At 45.0% G+C, this 21,381-nt stretch carries 18 protein-coding genes and 1 pseudogene; 13 read left to right on the top strand and 6 right to left on the bottom strand.

Annotated features, from left to right (window positions below; translation table 11 throughout):
• Nucleotides 1-92 precede the first annotated feature (92 nt).
• The 10 genes from HPY27_RS00245 (at nucleotide 93) to HPY27_RS00200 (ending at nucleotide 12,646) form a co-directional block, all read left to right on the top strand.
• Complete coding sequence (locus tag HPY27_RS00245; RefSeq protein WP_017248998.1) at nucleotides 93-467, top strand: hypothetical protein; 375 nt, start codon at nucleotides 93-95, stop codon at nucleotides 465-467.
• Nucleotides 468-1,146: 679 nt separating this feature from the next.
• Nucleotides 1,147-3,003 carry a J domain-containing protein gene (locus HPY27_RS00240; RefSeq protein ID WP_174224100.1) on the top strand — a complete coding sequence of 619 codons (1,857 nt, stop codon included), beginning with the start codon at nucleotides 1,147-1,149 and terminating at the stop codon, nucleotides 3,001-3,003.
• A gap of 13 nt (nucleotides 3,004-3,016) precedes the next feature.
• Nucleotides 3,017-3,682, top strand: a complete 666-nt coding sequence (locus HPY27_RS00235) for a DUF1266 domain-containing protein (protein ID WP_017248994.1) — start codon at nucleotides 3,017-3,019, stop codon at nucleotides 3,680-3,682.
• Nucleotides 3,683-3,948: 266 nt separating this feature from the next.
• Nucleotides 3,949-5,643, top strand: a complete 1,695-nt coding sequence (locus HPY27_RS00230) for a YcdB/YcdC domain-containing protein (protein ID WP_174224098.1) — start codon at nucleotides 3,949-3,951, stop codon at nucleotides 5,641-5,643.
• A gap of 553 nt (nucleotides 5,644-6,196) precedes the next feature.
• Nucleotides 6,197-7,084 carry a MurR/RpiR family transcriptional regulator gene (locus tag HPY27_RS00225; protein WP_026043120.1) on the top strand — a complete coding sequence of 296 codons (888 nt, stop codon included), beginning with the start codon at nucleotides 6,197-6,199 and terminating at the stop codon, nucleotides 7,082-7,084.
• Between the two features lie 40 nt (nucleotides 7,085-7,124).
• Complete coding sequence (locus HPY27_RS00220) at nucleotides 7,125-8,426, top strand: CapA family protein (protein ID WP_174224096.1); 1,302 nt, start codon at nucleotides 7,125-7,127, stop codon at nucleotides 8,424-8,426.
• Between the two features lie 46 nt (nucleotides 8,427-8,472).
• On the top strand, nucleotides 8,473-9,732 hold the full coding sequence (locus HPY27_RS00215; protein WP_174224095.1) for an MFS transporter: 1,260 nt from the start codon (nucleotides 8,473-8,475) through the stop codon (nucleotides 9,730-9,732).
• A gap of 63 nt (nucleotides 9,733-9,795) precedes the next feature.
• Nucleotides 9,796-11,304 carry a fatty acid--CoA ligase family protein gene (locus HPY27_RS00210; protein WP_174224452.1) on the top strand — a complete coding sequence of 503 codons (1,509 nt, stop codon included), beginning with the start codon at nucleotides 9,796-9,798 and terminating at the stop codon, nucleotides 11,302-11,304.
• A gap of 122 nt (nucleotides 11,305-11,426) precedes the next feature.
• The gene (locus HPY27_RS00205; protein ID WP_371814296.1) at nucleotides 11,427-11,903 is read left to right on the top strand and encodes a GNAT family N-acetyltransferase; all 477 of its coding nucleotides are present in this window, start codon (nucleotides 11,427-11,429) and stop codon (nucleotides 11,901-11,903) included.
• Between the two features lie 179 nt (nucleotides 11,904-12,082).
• Complete coding sequence (locus tag HPY27_RS00200; RefSeq protein ID WP_017248987.1) at nucleotides 12,083-12,646, top strand: NAD(P)H-dependent oxidoreductase; 564 nt, start codon at nucleotides 12,083-12,085, stop codon at nucleotides 12,644-12,646.
• A gap of 67 nt (nucleotides 12,647-12,713) precedes the next feature.
• Here HPY27_RS00200 and HPY27_RS00195 read toward each other — a convergent pair whose 3' ends face one another.
• From HPY27_RS00195 to HPY27_RS00185, 3 genes are all read right to left on the bottom strand, one after another.
• A complete protein-coding gene (locus HPY27_RS00195) occupies nucleotides 12,714-13,079 on the bottom strand; it encodes a winged helix-turn-helix transcriptional regulator (RefSeq protein ID WP_017248986.1) in 366 nt (121 codons plus the stop codon).
• Nucleotides 13,080-13,185: 106 nt separating this feature from the next.
• Nucleotides 13,186-14,697, bottom strand: coding sequence for an MFS transporter (locus HPY27_RS00190; RefSeq protein ID WP_017248985.1), 1,512 nt, complete (start codon nucleotides 14,695-14,697; stop codon nucleotides 13,186-13,188).
• A gap of 204 nt (nucleotides 14,698-14,901) precedes the next feature.
• Entirely contained in the window at nucleotides 14,902-15,522 is a 621-nt protein-coding gene (locus tag HPY27_RS00185) for a class I SAM-dependent methyltransferase (RefSeq protein WP_174224091.1), read from the bottom strand.
• A 30-nt stretch (nucleotides 15,523-15,552) separates the two neighbouring features.
• On the opposite strand from HPY27_RS00185, the pseudogene HPY27_RS29985 reads away from it, so the two are divergent.
• Nucleotides 15,553-15,732: pseudogene (locus HPY27_RS29985) on the top strand (serine hydrolase domain-containing protein); the annotation flags it as partial.
• Between the two features lie 81 nt (nucleotides 15,733-15,813).
• On the opposite strand, the gene HPY27_RS00180 reads toward HPY27_RS29985, so the two are convergent.
• Nucleotides 15,814-16,551: a MerR family transcriptional regulator gene (locus HPY27_RS00180; protein WP_017248982.1), complete on the bottom strand. Its 738-nt coding sequence runs from the start codon at nucleotides 16,549-16,551 to the stop codon at nucleotides 15,814-15,816.
• A gap of 132 nt (nucleotides 16,552-16,683) precedes the next feature.
• Here HPY27_RS00180 and HPY27_RS00175 point away from each other — a divergent pair, with 132 nt between their 5' ends.
• The gene (locus HPY27_RS00175; protein WP_174224089.1) at nucleotides 16,684-17,688 is read left to right on the top strand and encodes a phosphotransferase enzyme family protein; all 1,005 of its coding nucleotides are present in this window, start codon (nucleotides 16,684-16,686) and stop codon (nucleotides 17,686-17,688) included.
• Between the two features lie 55 nt (nucleotides 17,689-17,743).
• Here HPY27_RS00175 and HPY27_RS00170 read toward each other — a convergent pair whose 3' ends face one another.
• A complete protein-coding gene (locus HPY27_RS00170) occupies nucleotides 17,744-18,901 on the bottom strand; it encodes a GNAT family N-acetyltransferase (RefSeq protein ID WP_174224087.1) in 1,158 nt (385 codons plus the stop codon).
• A gap of 36 nt (nucleotides 18,902-18,937) precedes the next feature.
• On the opposite strand from HPY27_RS00170, the gene HPY27_RS00165 reads away from it, so the two are divergent.
• A complete protein-coding gene (locus tag HPY27_RS00165) occupies nucleotides 18,938-19,138 on the top strand; it encodes a hypothetical protein (RefSeq protein WP_174224085.1) in 201 nt (66 codons plus the stop codon).
• Nucleotides 19,139-19,183: 45 nt separating this feature from the next.
• Here HPY27_RS00165 and HPY27_RS00160 read toward each other — a convergent pair whose 3' ends face one another.
• Entirely contained in the window at nucleotides 19,184-21,307 is a 2,124-nt protein-coding gene (locus HPY27_RS00160; RefSeq protein WP_174224083.1) for a helix-turn-helix domain-containing protein, read from the bottom strand.
• Between the last annotated feature and the right edge of the window lie 74 nt (nucleotides 21,308-21,381).

Here is a 21,381-nt window from a genome sequence, read left to right as displayed (position 1 = left end):
CATCTGGCATTAAAATTGAAATGTGGCTAGATAAAGATGGAAGGAGTACTACAGCTTACCCAATTTATGAACCGTAATCTAGGAGGATTCTTATGATACCTTACAAAATTTTTTTCGATGATAAAGCTGATCAACTACGAATAAGCTTACCTGATCACCTCTCCTTAGTGGAAGAGTATTTGGAAGGCCAGGTTAGATCGGAACTTTCAAAAAACTTAATCTTAGATAGGATACAACGAGTTGTTTCCGGGGAAACAGAAGTATCAGAAGGGACAGGAAATTTATACAGTTCCGAAATACGGAGGGATTATACTCGAATTTATAACTCATACGTTGAGGAACAGCTAGAAGCGGGTATAGATACTGGCGAGGAATTGGAGTCGTTCATTGAAACAAAGTATTTTGCGGAGCTCGTTACGATTTGGATGGATGCTCTAAATGAGCATCGACAACAACGTAAGAACTGATAGTATTTGAGAAGACCGAAGTAGATAGCCACATAAAGCCGCTTGTTTAGTTAAGCGGCTTTTTCATATATGCCTTTTATGTACGCATAATATGATTGCGATTGAACTTTACCCATGTTGAGAGCTCAAAACCCCCTGTAGGTAATGTTGTTTTCCTGCCTTTCCACCATCCACTAAAAAAAACATTTACGCCTTATCCCTAAATATGGTATAACCGTCTCCATGATCAATCTTCCAATAAGGAAGCCGGTTTCATTCGCCTTCCCAGGGATGACGTGCCACTCTCCTGAAGATTCCCGCCTCTCCCAAATGTTCACGCGCTCAAGGGCATCTCGCTGGAAGTTAGTCAAGGCGAAGTCGTCACGCTGATCGGGGCGAACGGCGCGGAAAAATCTTATCATGATCGCCAAACTGCGACACCTTGCCAATCCGCGTCAAGTGGCCTTAACGAATTGAGAGATATCAAAATCCATCCGTGTGACAGGGCCGAAAATAGACTGTTGCTTGCTCGGGGTGAACGGATGTATGAAGAATCCCTTGGGGACAAACGCACAGAAATTGCATATTTACTGGAAAAGTTCGAAGCTGTGTTAGCCACACAAGATCAGCAACTGATAAAAAAGGCAACTTTAGCGTTTAAAAAACAACTGGATCATGTAGAAGGGCGGTTCGACTACTAATGGGTGTGTGGGAAGTACTGGGGATTGAACCCACAGAAGATATTCAATCGATTAAAAAAGCCTACTCGAAAAAACTGAAGGTTCACCACCCAGAGGATGATCCGGAAGGCTATCAAAGGCTAAGAGAAGCATATGACCATGCAGTGAAGGCTGCGAAAAAGGGAGACATCAAAGAAACTAGCCTGTCGTTCAGCGATGAAAACAACATCCATATCTGGCCCAATCCTCCCAACACCGTCGAGCTAACAGTTGAAACTATAGACCAACTAGAAGAGATTGACCCAGTAGATGAATTCATGGAACAAGTTGAAGAGGTGTATTCTGATTTCTCTTCCCGTATCAGGCATGAACAATGGTCAAAGCTTTTAAATAACGATATTGTCTGGAATGTAAGACTCAAAGAAATAGTAGAAGTAACATTATTGGATTTCTTGCATGAACATCGGTTTCTCCCTAAAAGAGTATGGGAATTCATCGAATACTGTTTTCGTTGGCGTGAACTAGCAACAGAAGATCCGGATGATCGAATGGAGCATTTCACCGAAGAATTTTACCATTTTTATTGTAGACAATTGGATGAACCTGCTCTTCGTTATACCTTTATACAGCATGCAGCCGATTTAGACTACGATGTGTTTCTGAACAAGCGGGAGACGGCATATCAGGCACTTAAGGAAAACAATCTGGAACTGGCAGGTCAATCGCTTGATGAAGCATATGCGATGCATTCAGATGATCCTGACTTGCTTCGGCTACAGGGTGAATACTTCCTTCGAATGGGTGAAAAGGAGTCTGCTCTTGCTGCAATGGAACACGGAATCCGTATTTATCCAGATGACATCGATTGGTATCTGATTCGATCTCGGATATGGTATGAAACCCATCAATTCGTAGAAGCAAGAGACGAATGTCTGTACATCCTCTCACGTATGCCTGCCAATATGGGTACCCTGCGTCTGTTGGGGAAATGCCTCATTCAACTTGGTGAGTTAGAGAAGGCAGAGGAGAACTACTTGAAGATATTGGAGAGTTTTCCGAATGATATTGATGCCATAACCAGCCTTGCACATATCCGTTCTGAGATGGTGGAGCAGGCCAAGCGGAGGCCCTTTTTCACCAGAAGATCAGTCATAAAGAGATTGTATAAAAAGCTTGGGAAGCCCAATTTTTTTGGCAGTGTGAAACTGTTTTGGATGCAGTTGCCCAAAGCAGGTGTCGTATTCACTCTATCCTTCATTCTTTTTCTACATGTTTTGTTATCTAATTCTTTCATCAATGATACCGGATTAACACCTATCTCCTATCTAAAAAATATGATTCATCCTGTAGAACTATCTTCCACTGAGGTGCTGAATCAACTGGATTATTCTGATATCGCCCAATTAAAGCTTCCCAGTGTTCATTTTCTAGGAATAACAGAGTATCAAGCAAAAGCCCAAACCGGTGCTATCAGTACTCGATATAATTCTTCCTACAGTAAGCAACGTAATTGGGCTCGAAGTATTCTCCCCACAGGATGGTTTTATGTTGCTAAGATTGATAACTCATCAATCGTTTTATTGGTCTCAGATGCCAATCAAGCAGTGCAGATACAAAAAAGTAATTTCATTGATTCGCCAGGAACAATCGTGAAAATGCCGCAAGAGTTACCTGAGTATGTATGGGAAGTTTTACAGATTACAGACTTTGGATCCAAATACAAAGATTCCAAATTTGTTGTCGATAAACTAATTGTTGTACATAATGTCACTAATGAAGTTCCCGTTAAAGCAGTGATTTATTCCGTATTGTTACTAGTTCTCTATGCATTTTTGCTTCGACTGTTTGTCAGAACCTACAAAACGGTCCGATTCTAATAAGGAGGAACCGATGGCACCCAACGTTCTTACATATAATCAGAAGGGTCACAGATTATTTCTGCGAGCTCTTTCGTCTGTTTGCTTTAGCAAAAGTGGAGCCTACTATTATGCGTTATATCATGAAAATTTAAGTAGACGAACGTGCCTATTTCTTCTTAAGGAAAAACAGATTACAGATAAGACCGCACTAATTGATACAATAAAATGGCTCATATCGGAAGGGAAGAGGGAAGAATTCAATCGTCTCCGTCATTTCTTATTTACTTTTTCCGAATCAGAACGAACGGCATACATTCAAGCGTTACCCGAGGACCATCAATCGAAATCTCAGTTGATTCTTGTCGATTACTATTCGAGATGTCTACCTTCAGAGGGGATTGCTGCTCATGACTATGCTTGGTGTATCCTTTTATCCAGAGCTGGTTTGAAACTGGGTTACTTGCAAAAGGATCAGGCAATCGAATATATGTTGAGTGCTGCAAGACTGGCACAACAAGCGTATTCCGGATGGAGTGAATATATTGCCGGTTTTGTGGCAGGAATTGATTTTTTAATTCCGGATACGTCTTTCCAAACTGCTAAAGAAAATCGAGGTTTCTACACCAAGCTGCTCGCCTCTAGGCACAGTCCCATGCGTCAAGTTGATTGGAATGTAGCTCTCAACAGTAATGAATGATCTGACCTTCGTGAAATATCAGTCCTCAATCGTATCAAGAAGATGAAGGGCTGGCTTGATTTTGAGTAAGCAAACAAATGTTCACAACAGAGTGGTTACCAACACGTCCTCGTCGTTTAACACGAGGGCGTATTTTTTAATAGAAGTATGGAATTATCTTAAAATATTGGAATAATATGTGACACAAATAATTGCCCCTCCGTCTTACCAGTGGTAAGGTCAAACCGAACTTATCCGCAAATCTGAACACTATTTGGAGGTGCCTAATGAAACTTAATTCATCCATGATGACGGTTATAGCGGCGTGCTTACTTGCCTCTGCACCTGCATGGACTACCCATCAACCAACTGTACAAGCAGCAAGCGATGTGAAAAAGGCAGAGTCTCAAAAAAATGATTATTCCCAAGATGTTCAGAATTCTCTAGACAAGCTATTTGAGGCGATTCCAGAGTTGAAAGGGTATCGGCTAATTGATAAACATTATGAGGAAGACAGCTTTCGCGGTTATCCGGAACCAATCTGGAGCTTGCACTTCACCAACATGCCAAAAACAGATGAAAAAGAAGAGTATGACGCATACTCATCCGTTAGCCTTGAGTTGGATGCGCATACCGGCCGACTGCTTTTCATGGATATCCAAAATCCAGCATGGGCTTCAGCCGATTATCCGGAAGAAAAGCTTGCCAGAGACAAGGCTTCAACTTTTATCGAGGAATTATTCGGTACGGAAGCAAAACAGCTGAAAGCCGCACAAAAACTCGGCAGAGGAAAAGCAGGATCAAGTGACGGGAAAGGCAACAAGCTGGAATGGGCTCGCTCCACCGTGAAATACCACTCTCTCATCAATGACCTCCCTCTGTCCAACAACTCTATTTCCGTATCCGTTGATCATGCTGGACATATTATTCGCTATGAAGCGTATGATTTCATCGATCCTAGCAAAGTGAACTGGCCTGATCCGAAAAAAGCGATAACACTTGAGGAAGCAAGCAAAATCTATAAGGACAAGCTTAAGATGGACCTGGTATACGTATCGGAGCAGCCGATTTCCTATGCTCAAAATGGAAAACCGGCAGAAAAGAAACCGATGCTTATATATCAACTAAATACCATTGGTTGGATCGATGCTCTAACCGGCAAAGTCATAGGGGAAGAAGCCGAACTGGCAGGGGAGGGTGTTCGTGTAAAAGGAGAAGGGAAAAGCATCAAAATAGCTTCCCGCGAACAAGGAGAGAAATGGCTGAAAACACAGTTTGGTATTGATGTTTCAGGTGCGACCTTTAAATACGATGATCACAAGGACAATCTTTTAGAAGGACTTCAGACAATCGAATCCTATCGGTGGATGAACGATTCAAATAAAGGTACGACTGCATTTGAGCTGGTTAGCCTCACGACAGATGAACAGAGTGATCGGCTCATCGACTTCGATCTGAATTTGCCAGACCAACGAAAAACAGAGCAGAAAATCAGTGTAGAGGAAGCGAAGAAAAAAGCGATCGCAGCACTCGTACCTTATCTTGACCCGGCGTTAACGGAGCTATCGCTTATCGTAGAGACTCCTGAAGCAGATATTCCGGATTGGGTAGACAAGAACAAGCTGGATAAGGAAGAGGATAAAACGTATTCATTCACTTTCCACGTAAAACGCAACGGGATCGAAGTATCTGACGAGTCTTATATGGTGGGGGTAGACAAGGCAACGGGTACGATTACAGAGTTAAACCTCCACCCTTTCAACCCGGGCATTACCCTTCCAGATTCCAAGAAGATTGTAAGTGCAGCAGAAGCAAAAGAAACGATCCAACAAGAAATTGAGCTGGAACTGGTCTACGTGTGGGAGCAGTTTGCTGGTCAAAGAGCTCCCGAACCGCAGTTGGTCTATCAGCGCAAATGGAAGAATGGCTATAGCTTTATCGATGCTTCGACAGGGGAGCTCGTCAAGGTGTCCCGCCAATAAATGACGTAACAGCCGATTTGCTCTCGCAGCAATATCGGCTGTTTTTGGTGCGCCTAGCATGGGCGTCGTCTCAAGGATGGAAGTCCCGAACGGGGGCAGGCGAGTGGATACTTAATTACCAATGGTAGAAATTCATTTGAGAACATATGGTGTAAAAGGCCGAACAGAGATTTTGAAAAGCAAATACTTAGTGCAATAGACAACAAACCTATGATTGGTTTAATGGAGTTTAATAAGATTTTTAAAGAAACCAGGGCTATAACTTTGAATTAGTAAACGCAGTTATTGGTTTAAAATGAAAACTAAGCTATTGAATGGATGGAGCTGGTGCGAATTAGAGAGCACCGGGGAATGGGGCTGGATTCCAAATGAATGTCTCAATACAGAACGATAAAGACGAGAGAAGGGGCCTTCCAACTGTGGAGGTCCCTTTTCGTTATCCACCAAAATGAAGCAAAAACTACATTTTCTAAGAGGTATTGAAGTGATTTCTTGCAAGAGATATACTATTCTCAAAATTAAAACAAATACGAATGATAAAGGAGCTTCAGGTATGGCACAACTCGTAAAAGAACGGATTCGGAAGCAGTATGGAAAACTGACAGCAAGCCAAAAAATCATCTGTAAGATCGCGATTGAAAAGCCGAGCTTACTTGCGATCCATACCGCCAAAAAAATCGCGGAGTTTACGAATACCAGTGAAGCGACTGTCATTCGCTTTTGTTACGCATTGGGTTACTCCGGATACACAGAGCTTCAGGAAGAAATCAAAAAGTCTCTATTAATAGGAGACCAAAGGAAGGGGCCGATCCAGAAATATCGGGATACCGAGGTTACACTCGATCAGAGCAATTACGCACATCAAGTGATGGAAAGTGATATTGCGTATCTCCAGCAAGGCTTGCAGCAAATTGACTACACGTTGCTCCAAGAGGTGGTCAAAAGCATCGTGCAGGCAAACCGAATTGTAGTGGTAGGATTTCGCTGGTGCCATATTCCTGCAAAATGGTTGTTCTCAGCGTTGAATGCCATCAAAGGAAACACACATCTATATACGGGAGCAGTTGATAACGCAGATTATTTTCTAACCGAACGAGATCAGGAATGGTTGGTCATCGCGATATCATTTCCTCGTCATCCTAGCGAGACGGTCGCCATGGTCCATTCAGCAAAAGAGCTGGGAGCGAAGATTTTGGCGATTACGGAAGGAGAGTTCTCCCCCATCAGCCAAGTCGCAGATCATCTTCTGAAAATCACCACCCCCCAACCCGTTGCCACTAGCGGTATGCCCACATTATTCTCCATGCTAAATGTCTTGATCAAAGGCGTCATGCTCCACGACGCGGAAAATGTCCAGAAACGATTGCAGCACTATGATGAAATCAGCTCGAAGCTATACTCGTTTGTGGGAGAGGATGAGGAAGACTTCTCGATCTTTTGAAAGCAGAAAAAATGAGAAAAGGGAAAGGGGAATCCTGCCAATGACCAAGCCAATTTGGTTTACTGCGACTGGTGACAGCTTTATTACACGCAATCTGCCATACAGGGACCAAGCTTTTCAAGAGGTTTCCAGCTTGCTGCACCTTGCCGACGTACGCATTGCGAATCTGGAGACAACCGTACACGATAATGAGGGCTATCCCAGCGCGCAAAGCGGAGGCACGTGGGCGATGTCACCACCTTCCGTTTTGCAAGTCATGAAAGATTACGGCTTTAACATGATTGGCTGGGCGAATAACCATACGCTCGATTATTTGTATGGCGGACTAGAAGCAACCGAACGATATCTCAATGAGTATGGCTTCGTCCATGCTGGCGTAGGCAAAAATCTCGCAGAAGCGGGGGCTCCGCGTTATCTCGAATGCGAAGGGGCTAGGGTAGCCTTGATCGCTGCAACGTCGACTTTTCATCCATGGTGGGCGGCCGGAGATCAGCGTTCGGATAGTATCGGCAGACCAGGGATCAATCCGATGCGCTATGTCATGACACACCACATTACAGATGAAAAGCTCGCTGATTTGAGGGCCATTGCGGAATCAACAGACATTAACGCCTTCAACAAGCTTCTCATCGAGGAAGGCTTCATGAACGATCCGGGCAAGGAGATCTTTCTCTTTGGAAATGCACGTTTCATGGTAAGCGACGAAGAGGGGACGACTACCCAACCGCATCCGCGCGATCTGAACAGAATCGTCAAAACGATTGAGGAGGCAAATAGGCGGGCTGATTACGTCATCGTGAGTATTCACGCACATGAAATGAAGGGAGAAGCGAAAGAGATTGCAGCTGATTTCTTGCCTGTTTTTGCAAAAGCTTGCATCGATGCAGGCGCACATGCTGTTGTGGGACACGGCCCCCATCTATTGCGAGGCATTGAAATCTACAAAAATCGGCCGATCTTTTACAGCCTGGGAGATTTTGTTTTTCAGACAGAAGCAGTTACGAGTCAACCCGCTGATTTCTACGAGCACTATGGCCTGGATCACACCCATAATGTGGCAGATGCGTTGGAAGCGATGAGTGCCAACTACACACGCGGACTCTGTGTGCACAAAGAGGTGTGGGAGTCGGTTATTCCTTTATGGAAAATGCAAGATGGTGAGCTGCTCGAACTGGAGCTGCATCCGATTGAATTAGGCTTTGATCTGCCTGTACATCGTATGGGGTGGCCGAAATTAAGCGGGGATACCTCAATCCTGGAGGGGCTCAAGACTTTAAGTGAATCATATGGCACAGTGATTGAGATCATGGATGGAATTGGGCGCGTCAGGCTTTCAAAATAGCGGGGAATCATGGCAGTCTATTTCCTAGACAAATGGAGTGATTCACATGATGGCCAGAATCACAATGGTTATGTTGTTTGTGCTATACATGATCAATTATGCGGATAAAACGATTGCGGGATATTCTGCCGTGCCGATTATGACTGAATTTTCGCTGAACGAGAAAGATTGGGGACTTGTCGGAAGCAGTTTTTTCTGGTTTTTCTCCATTGCAGGGATTTTAGGCGCGGCATTGTCGGACCGTATCGGGACGAAAAAAATGCTGGCGATCATGGCACTGTCCTGGACAGTCATCCAATTCGGCGCTTATGCGATCGCGGGTTTGCCGATGCTTGTCGTTGCGCGGGTATTGCTTGGAATAGGCGAAGGGCCATTTTGGGCAACGGTTGTCAGCCATTTGAACAAATGGTTTCCCGAAGAAAAGCGTGGACTGGTTTATTCAACCGTGAACTTCGGTGCATTTGTCGGTGCGGTTGCCTCCGCACCGATGATCGTCGCGCTAATTGATAGCTATGGATGGCGGTTTTCCTGGGCGTTTATGGGTGCACTCAGTCTGATATGGCTCTTGGTCTGGCTGTGGATTGGAAAAGAAAAACCACTTGTCAGCGTCGCTCCTGCAAAAGTAGAAGCTCCCATCTTATCAAAAGCGAAATGGTCGGATATATCCGGTGTCTTGCTCTCATCCACGTTTCTATTCTGTTTTTTAATCTATTTCGCACAAATTTGGGGGACGACCTTCGCATCCGTTTGGGAGCCTGTTTATCTCGTCAAGGTTTTCCAGTTTACGAATCAAGAAATGGCCTATGCGATTGCTGGCACGGGACTTTTGGCTGGACTGATGACCATACTGATTTCATCGATTGGCGATCGTTTCTTTAAAAAGCATCGTAGCTATCGCAAATCATACGTTCTGGTTGGCGGTGTTTCGATTATTTTAGGGGGACTGTGTTTTTACGGTGTTACCCTTGTTCAATCTACGGTACTTGTTTTGATCCTTTTGTGCCTAGGAAAAGGATTTGCCTTTTCTGTGGGGACAGCTGCTTCTGTTATTGTTAGCAGCTTGTTGCCGGAACGCACGGGACTTTTGGTAGGCGTATTGTCCAGCCTGGTTACATTGGCAGGGATCATCTCACCGCTGGTAACGGGCTCTATCGTTCAGTCAGCCGGAGATATTGGCACTGGTTTTGGCAACGCCATGATCGTCAACGGGTTGCTCTTTGTCATTTGCGGCGTGCTTTTCCTACTCTTTGTGAAGCGCAATGAACAAGTCAGTCAAACAGCACCCCCAATCTCCCATGTTTCCTAAAAGTAATACTTTATAGGCTTGGTTCTAGATGTTAAAATTTTCTGAAAAGGGGGTAGATGTGTGGTGTATCATTTGAATGAAAGCCTCATGCAGAGCGCGAAACAGTTTGCGGATCGTCCAGCCTTTGTCTTTTTGGGAGAAACGACGACGTATGCACAATTCAATCAGCAGGTCGAACATCTCGCAGCAGGACTTGCCCAGCACGGGATTGGAAAAGGGGATGCTGTCGCCCTACTCATGGATAATCGGCCGCATTTTGTTAGCGCTTACTATGCGATACTCCGCGTAGGAGCTGTTGTTGTTCCCATGAACCCCATCTATACGGCGCGCGAAATTAGCTTCATTCTATCGAACAGTAAAGCAAAGGCAGCCATCGCCTTATCCGCGTTGCAACCGGTACTAACCCCGATGAAAGACCAAATAGAAGATTTGCAGCTTCTCATCTACACGGAATCCATTGAAAATGAAATCACGATCGATCAGCTTGTACAAGAAGGGCAAGAGTCAGAGGCAGGGTACGTGGAGCCGGAACGAAACGAAGATGACCTCGCTGTAATCCTGTACACATCAGGTACGACTGGTCAGCCAAAGGGTGCGATGCTCTCCCACCGCAATATGGATTCGAATGCGGAAGCGATGGGGATATTGTTCGAGCTGGTGGCCGAAGATCGCATGGTCGCGGTACTTCCGATGTTTCACGTCTTCTGCATGACGGTGTGCATGAATGGCCCGATTCGCACGGGAGCAGCCATTATTATCGTGCCGAAATTTCATCCCGTAGACGTCCTCCAAACGATTCGGGAGCAAAAAGCCACCTGTTTCGCAGGTGTTCCGACCATGTACAATTATCTCCTACAGCTCCCGAATGCGACAAAAGAAGATTTCTCCTCTATCCGGATATACTGCTCGGGAGGTGCATCCATGCCCGTCGAGCTCCTGCACAAGTTCGAAGCGAAATACGATGCCAAGGTACTGGAGGGCTACGGTTTGTCAGAAGCAGCTCCAGCTACAACCTTTAACCCATTGCACGGGACTAGAAAGCCAGGATCGGTTGGAGTCGATATCCCACTTGTGAAGAACAAGGTCGTCGATCCCGAAGGTAACGAAGTCGCACGTGGAGAAGTAGGCGAGCTTGTGGTACATGGGCCAAACGTTATGATCGGGTACCTCGGTTTGCCAGATGATACAGCCGCGGCACTCCGAGATGGTTGGCTGTATACGGGAGACATGGCTCGTATGGATGAAGAAGGATATGTGTACATTGTTGATCGCAAAAAAGACATGATTCTCGTTGACGGCTATAACGTGTACCCGCGTGAGGTAGAAGAAGTGCTTTACCAGCATCCTGCGATTATCGAGGCGGCTGTGATCGGGATTCCTGATGAGGTGCATGGCGAAGCAGTCAAGGCATTTGTGGCATTGAAGGAAATAGCGGTTTCTCAAGAGGATATCATGGCATTTTGTCGTGACAAGCTGGCGAAATACAAAGTTCCTCGTCAGGTCGAATTCGTAGCAGAGCTTCCTAAAAACAGTACAGGGAAAATCTTGCGTCGCTCGTTGCGCACCTCTTAAACGATCGCACGAAGAAATGAAAAATGCCAGCTCACACCATGATCCTTTTGTTGTAAGCTGGTTTTTTCGTGTCACCGACCTGCACGAGTTTCAGTTTGTAGAATGTAGAACGGGATGTGGAGGTGCTTGGATTGCTGTGTTTGATTCATGCAACGGAGGAATATGGATACGATCAAGCACGTGAACTTTTCTTGGAGTATGTAGATTCATTAGGAGTGGATTTGAGCTTTCAAAACATTGCATCCGAATTGCAAAATATACCGGGCGAATACGTACCCCCTGCCGGTTGTATTTTGCTGGCGTTAGATAACGAGCAGCCAGCAGGATGTGTTGCTTTACGAAAAATAGATGATCAAGTTTGCGAAATGAAGAGATTGTACGTGAAGCCTGAATGGAAGGGAAGAGGCTTAGGGAAAAAATTAGCCTTGGCGATCATGGACGAAGCAAAATTACGAGGCTATTCGTTCATCCGATTAGATACGCTTCCTACGATGGAACAAGCGATTCAGCTGTACCGCTCATTGGAATTTTATCCAATTGAACCCTATCGTTTTAATCCGATTGAAGGCACGCTGTATATGGAGAAAAAGCTAAAATAAAACATTTGCAAAGGAGCCTCCCAACGCTACAAACCTAGAATCATTAGGTCGAGGGGAGGCTTTTTTCTGTTCTTTACACTCACCTTTATGTAAGTAACTGAACAAAATGTGCATACTTACAAATTTGCAGCAAGCATTTTATACTCATAAAACAACAAACCTTCAAGGAGGAACCTACTTTGAAAACTCTTGTCATCGTCACTCATCCAAGCATCGAAACATCCGTCATCAATAAGCGATGGGTAGAAGAACTCAAAAAATATCCAGAAAAGTATACCGTCCATGAATTGCATCAGGCATACCCAGATGGAAACATTGATGTGGAAAAAGAACAGCAATGGATTGAATCGCATGAGAATCTTGTTTTACAGTTCCCGGTTTACTGGTTTAATTGTCCGCCGCTCCTGAAAAAATGGCTTGACGATGTTTTCGCATATGGGTGGGCATACGGTTCAAAGGGAGGCGATAAATTAAAGAATCGCAAAGCTGCATTAGCCGTATCTGCTGGAATTAGGAAAGAGGATTATCAGGAAGAGGGAAGATATCGGTATACACTTGAGCAAATATTGACCCCTTTTGAAACAACCTTCCGTTACTGCCATGCGGATTATCGTTCATTCTTTGCGTATTATGGTACGGAGACTGAGTCAGGCGAAAATGTACCTGGTGAAGAACTTGAGGCGACCGGCAGCGTATTGGATAAGAGCGCGCAAGATTATGTGAAATTCATTGATAGCCTGTAAGAAGACCCATGAAAAAAGAAGTATTTCCTCGTTTGGGAGATACTTCTTTTCCTGTTAGAAACAATTGTTATGCCTGTTGCTTTACATCCTCCTGAGAGGGCAAGCTGTTTTTCTCTCCCCAGTCGCACATCATATTTAACAAGGGGATGAGAGATAGCCCACGCTCTGATAAGGAATATTCCACTTTGGGAGGGACTTGGGGAAATTCCTTGCGGATGATCAAGTCGTCTGCCTCCAGCTCTTTTAACATCAAGCTCAGCGTTTTAAAGGAAATGGTACCGATACTTCGCTTCAGCTCATTATGCCGCATCACCTTATTTTCAGCGAGCCAATACAAAATGATCATTTTATATTTCCCGCCTATTAAAGACAACGTATATCCAAAGCCAGTGTCTTTCAGCTCCACGCCAGTCGGAACACAGGTTTCACGCACAAAGCACACTCTCCTTTGGGAAGTATGATTAGTAAATACATATACTTTACCATATATCATACTGCCATTTTTGGAAAGTGATGCCGAGCAAGAAACCCGTGGACCTTTATGATTCGACACTCTTTTGATGGCGCTCTAGCTTGCCAGGGCCTGCGTATAGTACAGAAAAGAAACCTATAACGGCGAAAATCAATCCCACGATATAACCATGATTGATGGCACTTCCTAGAGAGTCACTCAGAAAAGAGTGAACACTCGGTTCGATTTTTAACGGCTCACGCATGAGAACTTCAGGATTAAGCAGATAAGCTACTTTCTCCGAGGAAATGCCATGTAATGATGCCCCTGTGGATACGATACTTGCATAATTTTGGTTCACAACAGCAGCCGTGATCGATGCACCGAGTACACCCCCCAGGTTTCGACAAAACCCAACGATCGAGGAAGAAATACCGATATAGGGTTTATCGACCGAATGCACGATCGCGTTTTGTGCAACGCTCATCAACGGCCCGATTGCAGCAAACCCGAACAGAATCATCAAGAGTGTTAAGTAAAAGAAGGAAATGCCCGTTGAAACGTACATAAGTAAAATAGAACTTACTACACAAGCGAGCATAGAGAACGCCATGAGAGCTCGGAAGGAAAATTTTGTTTGCAACATTCCGAATACCACGGCACCTCCCGTCAAAGAGAGCATCAACGGGGTCAAAACACTATTGGAGTTCGGATACCCGAGCACGACCACGGCGAAAATAGGCAAATAAGTGATGGCAGCAAACATGATGGCACCTTGAGAAAGACAAGCGATACAAGTCGCGACCACCATACGGTTTTGGAAAATCTGGAAAGGAAGGATCGGTTCCTGTGCATGACGTTCTACCAGAATAAAAGCGATCCCCACTATTCCGGCCAGGGCAAACAGTGAAATGATTTGCCACGAAGACCACTCATATGCTTTTCCTCCCCATTCAAGCGCCAGCATGACAGCTATACAGGCGACGATTAATGTAGCGGTACCCCAATAGTCAATCTTTGGCTTTGTATGAGAACGGGATTCTTTCAGGGAAAACAGAAGAGTGAAAAGAGACAACAAACCGATCGGAACATTGACATAAAAGCACCAGCGCCACCCCAAGTAATCCGAGAGCAAGGTCCCGACTTGAGGTCCGGCTATAGAAGAGAGCCCAAAGATTCCGGCAAACACGCCAGAGATTCGTGCCGTATATTTCGGATCAGAGGATAGCGTAAATAAGATTGTAAAAGTAATCGGAAAGAGAGCTCCTGAACCAATTCCTTGAAGGGCACGGAAAGCAATTAGCTGTTCGATGCTTTGGGCAACGCCACAAAGTGCCGAGCCAATGAGAAAAATCGTAATGCCAAGTAAGTAAAACAACTTGCGTCCAAAAAGATCAGACATTTTCCCGAAGATGAGCATCGTACTGGTTGCGGCTAATACGTACGAAGTGAAAACCCAGCTCATGCTTTCAAAGCCACCGATATCTTTAATCATGTGACTAATGGCCGCCGAGGTGATGGTATTGTCGAGGGAAGACATCAATAGGCCAAGTGCCATTGCAAGGATAATGAAGCGGTTACGTTTTTCGGATCGTGACATAAAAAGCGAACTCCTATCTCTTTTCTATTCATTTAGCAAACTTCGCTACAAGACTATTATTTGTGCATTCGTTGCCAAAAAATAGGGAAAGAACAGTTGCAAATCAAACTTTACATCGTTACATTCCACGCGTATTCGAAAAGCTGGCCATAAAAAAGTTAAAGGAGCCGTCGCTGCGCGACAAGCTCCAAGAAAACCATTTGATTACATTTTAAATATAACCGAAGACAATGCTTTTGCCAGCAAGTAAAATCGGTGCTGTGTCACCTCAAAGTAACCTTGCTGTTCAATATGCAGATGAATGCTGTATAGCTCTTCTCTGTATTTATCGACTTCGAAATCCGGAATCTGCCACGGAATGGCCTTCAAATAATAGATCAATGCGCCGACATCATAGAAGCGTTGACGAAGAAACTGCTCAGACTGTTTCACGACTTCAAAGTGATTCTCCCGCACTCCATGTATGGCGGCATCGAGCTTCCATTCCGCAAATGCTGAATGTAACGGTACACCGAATCGTTCGTTGATCTCGAAGCAATCGGCGCCTCCCGACTGTTGGGTGAGGAAGCACCCGCCATCGGTGAGCACCCGACGAACCTCCCGCGGCGAATACGATTCATGCTTATTCAGCACCAAATCGAACTGATCGGTCACAAAAGGAAGACGATCATCATCCTCCACAGAAAGGACAGTCACACCCAACGGCTCCAATCGTTCTTTGGCGACGGACAAGTTCGGCAGATAGCTTTCGGTGGCGCAAACGAATTTCGGCCACGGCCTCAACATTGACAACAGCTCTCCGCCGCCGGTCCCCATATCCAGCATCGACTCGGCATCCTGTCTATACGGGTATCTATGTGGTGGTTGCGTGAAGAGGACGGTGTTTTTGCATACGCAGCAATAGGCGATGGCGGTCATGTTATCTGTTGCATCCCAGAAAAAAACCTCGTTGTAGCCATTGCATCGGAATTCATGCCGAATCCTCGGGATCGATGGACGCTAATCAAGGAGCATATTATCGGGGCGGTAATCTAAGGCATCAGATAGGGATGAAACAAAAAACCGGGGAGTTGCAGCTCACCCGGTTTAACAGTTAAACGATCGTTTAACTATACGTTACTTGGAAGCAAAATTTTCGGCAGCAATGCAAATGTAGTAGCTTAATCCCGTTTGCTGTTCTTCCAACATAGTGCGGTGGAACTCATCTGATAGGAAAAACCTTGACTGCTCGGCGAAAGCTCTCGCATCAATCGGATGGTCTTTTTGCAAAAAAGCAAGATGATTTTCGATTGCAGAAACAACCGTTTTATCATCAATACTTTTGTTGTTTTTCAACGCCTCTGCCATAAATGTCATGAAAGCAGTCGCTTCGGCAGCTTTTTCATTCATGGAAGTTACGTCCAGATTCTCTGTATCCAATTGAAAATCGTAGGCTTCCTGCAAATGCTCATTTTGTTGAGTGAATGCCTGTTTCCATTCTTCTTCGTTTAATCCATCAAACATTTTCTCAGTGGACATATTTCCTCTCTTCCTTTCGTGTCGAATCGTTTCTTCTAAAGTAAGCAAGATGCGCTCCATTCGAAGCTGGCGTGCCTTTAACATCGCTTGCTGCTCAGATAAACAACGAAGTCTGTCTGGTTCGTGATCAAGTGCAGCTTTGATGCTGTCCAACGAAAAATCCAGCTCACGATAAAACAAGATTTGTTGTAACCGCTTGAGTTCATTCTCACCATAATATCTGTATCCATTTTCTGTAACAATTTCGGGCATCAGCAAGCCAATCTTTTGATAATGGTACAGTGTCTTGATTGTGGTACCAGACAGTTTGGCTACCTCGTTAACGGTATACAACATGGCGATTCACCTCCTGAAATTGAGTTTGCAGTCTGACCTTAGGTTGGAGTCAAGCGAAAAAAAGAAAAGAGGAGTATGGCGAAAATCAAACGAATGTAAGCATATGAACCATATATTGGATGGGGGATTCGCATGACGAGGTTATTTCAGTTGGATTCTGAAGATGACATCGAGAACGTAGTGGCCCAGTTCAAGCAAATCGCACAAAAGGCAATGCACGAATACGACTTGGATGGGGAACAGATTCGTTTCAACCAACTGTCCGACACTTGCACGTTTGTGATAGAAACAGAGAAGGATGGTACCTATTTACTCCGTATTCACGGAAACAAGAACAGAAATGAAATTGATTCCGAGCTTGCCTGGCTCCGCTATTTGCATGAAAAAATAGAGGTAGCGATTCCAACGGGAATAGCGTGCCGCAATGGTTCCAAGACAGTGAGCATTGATCTTGCGAATGGTGACTGTGTCTTCGTATCCGTCATGCATTGGGTCGAAGGGGAGCATGTTGATGATGAACTTACGGAAGACCAAGTTTACAAAGAGGGCGTCTTGCTAGCAAAGCTTCATACAGTATCCCAGGATTTCCAATTGACCCCTGAATTTGCTCGTCCGATCTGGGGAGAGGATCGCTTCAAGGAGTCCATGACTCGTTTGAAGGAGCATTACCAACGATTTCTGACAGACGAAGAGTTCGAGCTATATGAATTGGCGGCGGATAAAATACTCACTTGTCTTGCCAAAATGGACAAGAATAGCAGCAACTACGGAATCATTCACGGCGATCTGCACCAAGGTAACATTGTTTTTTACAACGGAGATCCTCGTCCGATTGATTTTGGAAGATGTGGGTTTGGTTACTATCTTTATGATATCGCCCATACCCTTTTGGGTATATATCCTGCACAAAGAGAGCTTGTCATAAAAGGCTACGAGAGTTTGCGGAAACTAGAAGGGGACTGGCTCCCCACACTTGAGAGCTTCACGGTGATGGTCATGATTGAAAATTATAGTCATCATGCTTCTGACCCCAGGGAAACCGAGGGGCTAAAAGAAGAACAGCCCTATGCAATACCTATGATCAAAAACTACTTGAACGGCAAGCCATTTCTTTTTTATTCAAAGGTAGAGAAGTAGAGGAAAAATGGTTGAGCTCAGCAAAAAGCCGCCGATAAAACGGCGGCCATTTCCATTAGATTACTAATTCAGCAAGAATTCGACCGATCTGATCGCTGTCCTGCTCTCTGTACACATGATCATGATAATGCGGGTGGTGAATGCTTACCCAGCCAAGTTCGAGAGCCTTTTTGTAGTAATGCTTTGCCCGGTCCTCTTCACCACTCAGATAGAACAAGCAAGCAGCATTCCAATACAAGGCCGGATCACCATCCCAATCCCAGCCTTTATCGAGTGCTTGGGCATAACTCCATGCGGCGCGGGCGTAGTCTTTTTCCACGCCATATTTCAGATCGCCACGCATATAGTGGTTGCCGTTGACAAGGAAATTGTTTAAAGGAAGGTTCCAACCGAACAGAACCGGAAAATCCGCGAGCAGCTCGAAACCGACAGACAAGGCTGTTCGCTGCGAACCTATATTATTTGACCAGCACTGCCATCCCACTCTTTTGATTCCGCGTTGTTTGGCGAGTGAGAGAGCACCCAATACTGTCTTTCGAGCCCATCCGTTACCCCGATAGTCTTCATCGGTTTCTATACCCAATTCACATTCGTCTTCTACTACCCAATCCGTCATGCACCAACTAAGAATGGTAGGCCCCTCATCGGTATCTTGAATCACGGCACAACCGAAGCCTTTGTTTTCATAGGCTTCTATAGATGGCCAGTTCTCCGCTATTTCATCGATAACATCCTCAAGACCTATCAATTCTTTACGCTTCAACAAGGTGCTGTCTATCGGGACAATATAATCGTCAGCAGGAGGGGATAGATCCTGTAGATGGTGAGTAAAGATCATTCGCCCGCTTCTCATGGGTAATATATCTTTCATCACGATATCGAGAATGTCATCCCACTTCTCATCAGTAGGATAAAACAGGACGTAGTCAAGCTGTTCATCAGCAGCAAGCTGCGGTAATAGCTCCTCTTTGAGCAATGCATTCACTTCTTCAAAGAAGAGGGGATTATCAACACTGCCTCCTAGAAAAATACCTTGGGGGCTTGTCAACAAGGCTGATCTCGCGTCATTTGACAGGAATACTCTACCAGGAATAACACCTGTAATGACCCCTTTGATGGATATATGATGCTTCAATGCTTCGAACAGATTGGTCGCGCTATGGAAGCAATCGGTTGTGAGTTCCGTTCCTTGAACCATCTTTTGAGCAAACATTTCGTTCATTTCCTCCCATAGCATATGAGAGAAGGGATGAAATTATCGTTTGGAACCTCTCATATGCTTTTCCATTTGTTTTTGCGAATCCAAAACATCATCACTCCTTTACCTGTAGTAGGGCGCGAATCTCTGGGGTGTCTGGTGCCTGATGCCCCCATGTTCATTATGGATGATTATCCAAATATTACAAGAGAAAATAAGCGTCTGCTGTTCACGATTTACATGGAGAAATAATTAACATAACAAAATTATGGTAAACCAATTCCTGCCTTTTTCGATTTATCCTTCCTGGCGCAAATGACAAGCGAGCTGTAATTTCAGCAAGTCTTCCGGATTGCGCAAATCGATGTGAAGAAGCTCCTCGACTTTACGCAATCGCTGATACAACGTATTGACGTGAATGTGCAGCTCTTTGGCGGTCAATTGAGGAGATTGACTACATTTCATATAGGCCATGATCGTCTGTTCCCATTCCTGATATTTTTCCGGGTCTTGCCAGAAAGGGGCAAACACATCTTGAATGAATGCATCAATATCGACCTGACTCTGGTTCAGCATGAGGCGATTGACACCCAGGTCTTTATAGTGCACCACACCAAAACGGCTGCGGTTGGTCAAGTAGTGAGCGGCTTTCTTGGCTTCTTCGTAGCTTTTGCTGATTTGTTCAATCCCGCTTGCCATACTTCCCACGCCAATCGATAACGATGCTTCCTTGCCCAGTTCCCACTCATAAGACGCCTGCTGCAGCCGCTCCCGGATGTCCTTGCCATCTCGGGAGCCGAGAGACCGGATGAGGAGGGTGACATGGTTATGGAAGCCGTAGACAAACATCTGAGTTTTACTGAACTCCCATTTCCAACGAGTAATGAGCCGATGAATGTTTGCTTCTAGCAAGGCCAGATCGTGGCACTGCGTCAGATGGGCATAAACCACATAGTATTTTGCTTGCGGCTGTAACCCCATCGAACGAGCGCGGTCAATCAATTCATTGCCTTTGCTTGCGATCAGCTCTTGAAAAAGATCATGTGCTCGCTTGTATAGCACGGAGCTGATCGATTGCTTTTTCACTAAATCGAGTATGAGCACTGCACTCCCTTGCTCGACCGTCATTCGTGCGAGATCAGATAGCCCGCGTTCGTTTAAGGGAATCATGAGACCTCCGAGAAAGATGCTTCCATTGATCAACGGATACAAACAGAACCATTGATTGTCACCAGTATCGGGAGAGTACAGCTTGACAGAAACAGGCTGTCTTCTTTTGTTCAGCAATGTATACAGTTCATCCCAGCTAAAAAATAAAGCACTCTTTTCAGGATACAATTTTTGCTCAAGCCAATCGGCAAAATAGATGGAATGGCCTGTCATTTTGCCGAGGGTTTTTACGATTGTTTCTGCCCCTTTATTTTGCAAGGACAACTGCTTGATGGATTCATGGATATGGTTGCGCTGTATCAAATCATCGTGCTTGGCTTGCAGTTGGGCGCTAATGGCAGTCATATGCTCATACGCTTGCTTGACTTCTGCATAGAGCTCGGCATTTTGCAGGGCGATGGAAGTTTGGTCTGCGAAGCCTTGGAGGAGGTCGAGGTCGTACTCCGTAAACACATTTTCTTGATGAAACTGATGGAGGACTAGCACGCCGATACGCTTTTCTTCACGTGATATCGGAACGCATAGCAACCCATTCAAGTCTCGCAATGTTTTGGCGTGGTTCAGCGAGTGAAAGTTGTCAGCAGAGATGTCCTTCATCGCGTGGGTTGTTTCTTGGCTGGTTTTGTACATGCGTGGGATTCCGTCCTCAAACACTTTGCCCGCGATAGATTCGCCAACCCGCATTTTGAGATCTTTGAACACCGTATCATGAAAACCGACGGTCGCTTTCGGAATCAAAAGGTCGATAGAGGGATCATACAAGTGCAAGAGACCTGCGTCAGCAGCCGGGATAACAGCCAGTGCGTTACCTATGATGCCACGGATGATTTGGTGAACGTCAAGGGTAGCAGATATCGAGCGAATCCCTTCAAAGAGTTTCTTGCTTTCCTCCGCTTTTGCTGTCATTTTTTCTTCTGCCAACAACAGGCGAATCCCGAACCACAAAAGTTCCCACTGGTCAGAGGTAAGGATGGGCGGTTGGCTTGCTTTATGCGAAAGGCAAATAACAGCTTGTCCTTCCTTTTCGTAGAAAAAACGGTACATCTGTTGGGCATATGCATAACGCATGTGGCTAGCATCGTTGTCACAGAGAGGTACTGTCATAGGGGGAATCTTCGTGGTAGCGTTTTCATGAAAAGAAGAGAAAATATGCCGAAAATGTCGATCACGCGAAAATTGGAACCAGATCGAAAAAGGCCGATCACCAAACCATTCATGCAGCTTTTCAAGCAGGAGCGAAAATGAATTCATCCACGTGTCCTCCATGTAGAGAAATACACATTAATAGTTGGAAATAAGTGTCTGTATATACATTGTATTCATAA

The organism is Brevibacillus sp. HB1.1 (assembly GCF_013332445.1).
GTDB lineage: Bacteria > Bacillota > Bacilli > Brevibacillales > Brevibacillaceae > Brevibacillus > Brevibacillus porteri.
This window is presented reverse-complemented; position numbering and strand designations above follow the sequence as displayed.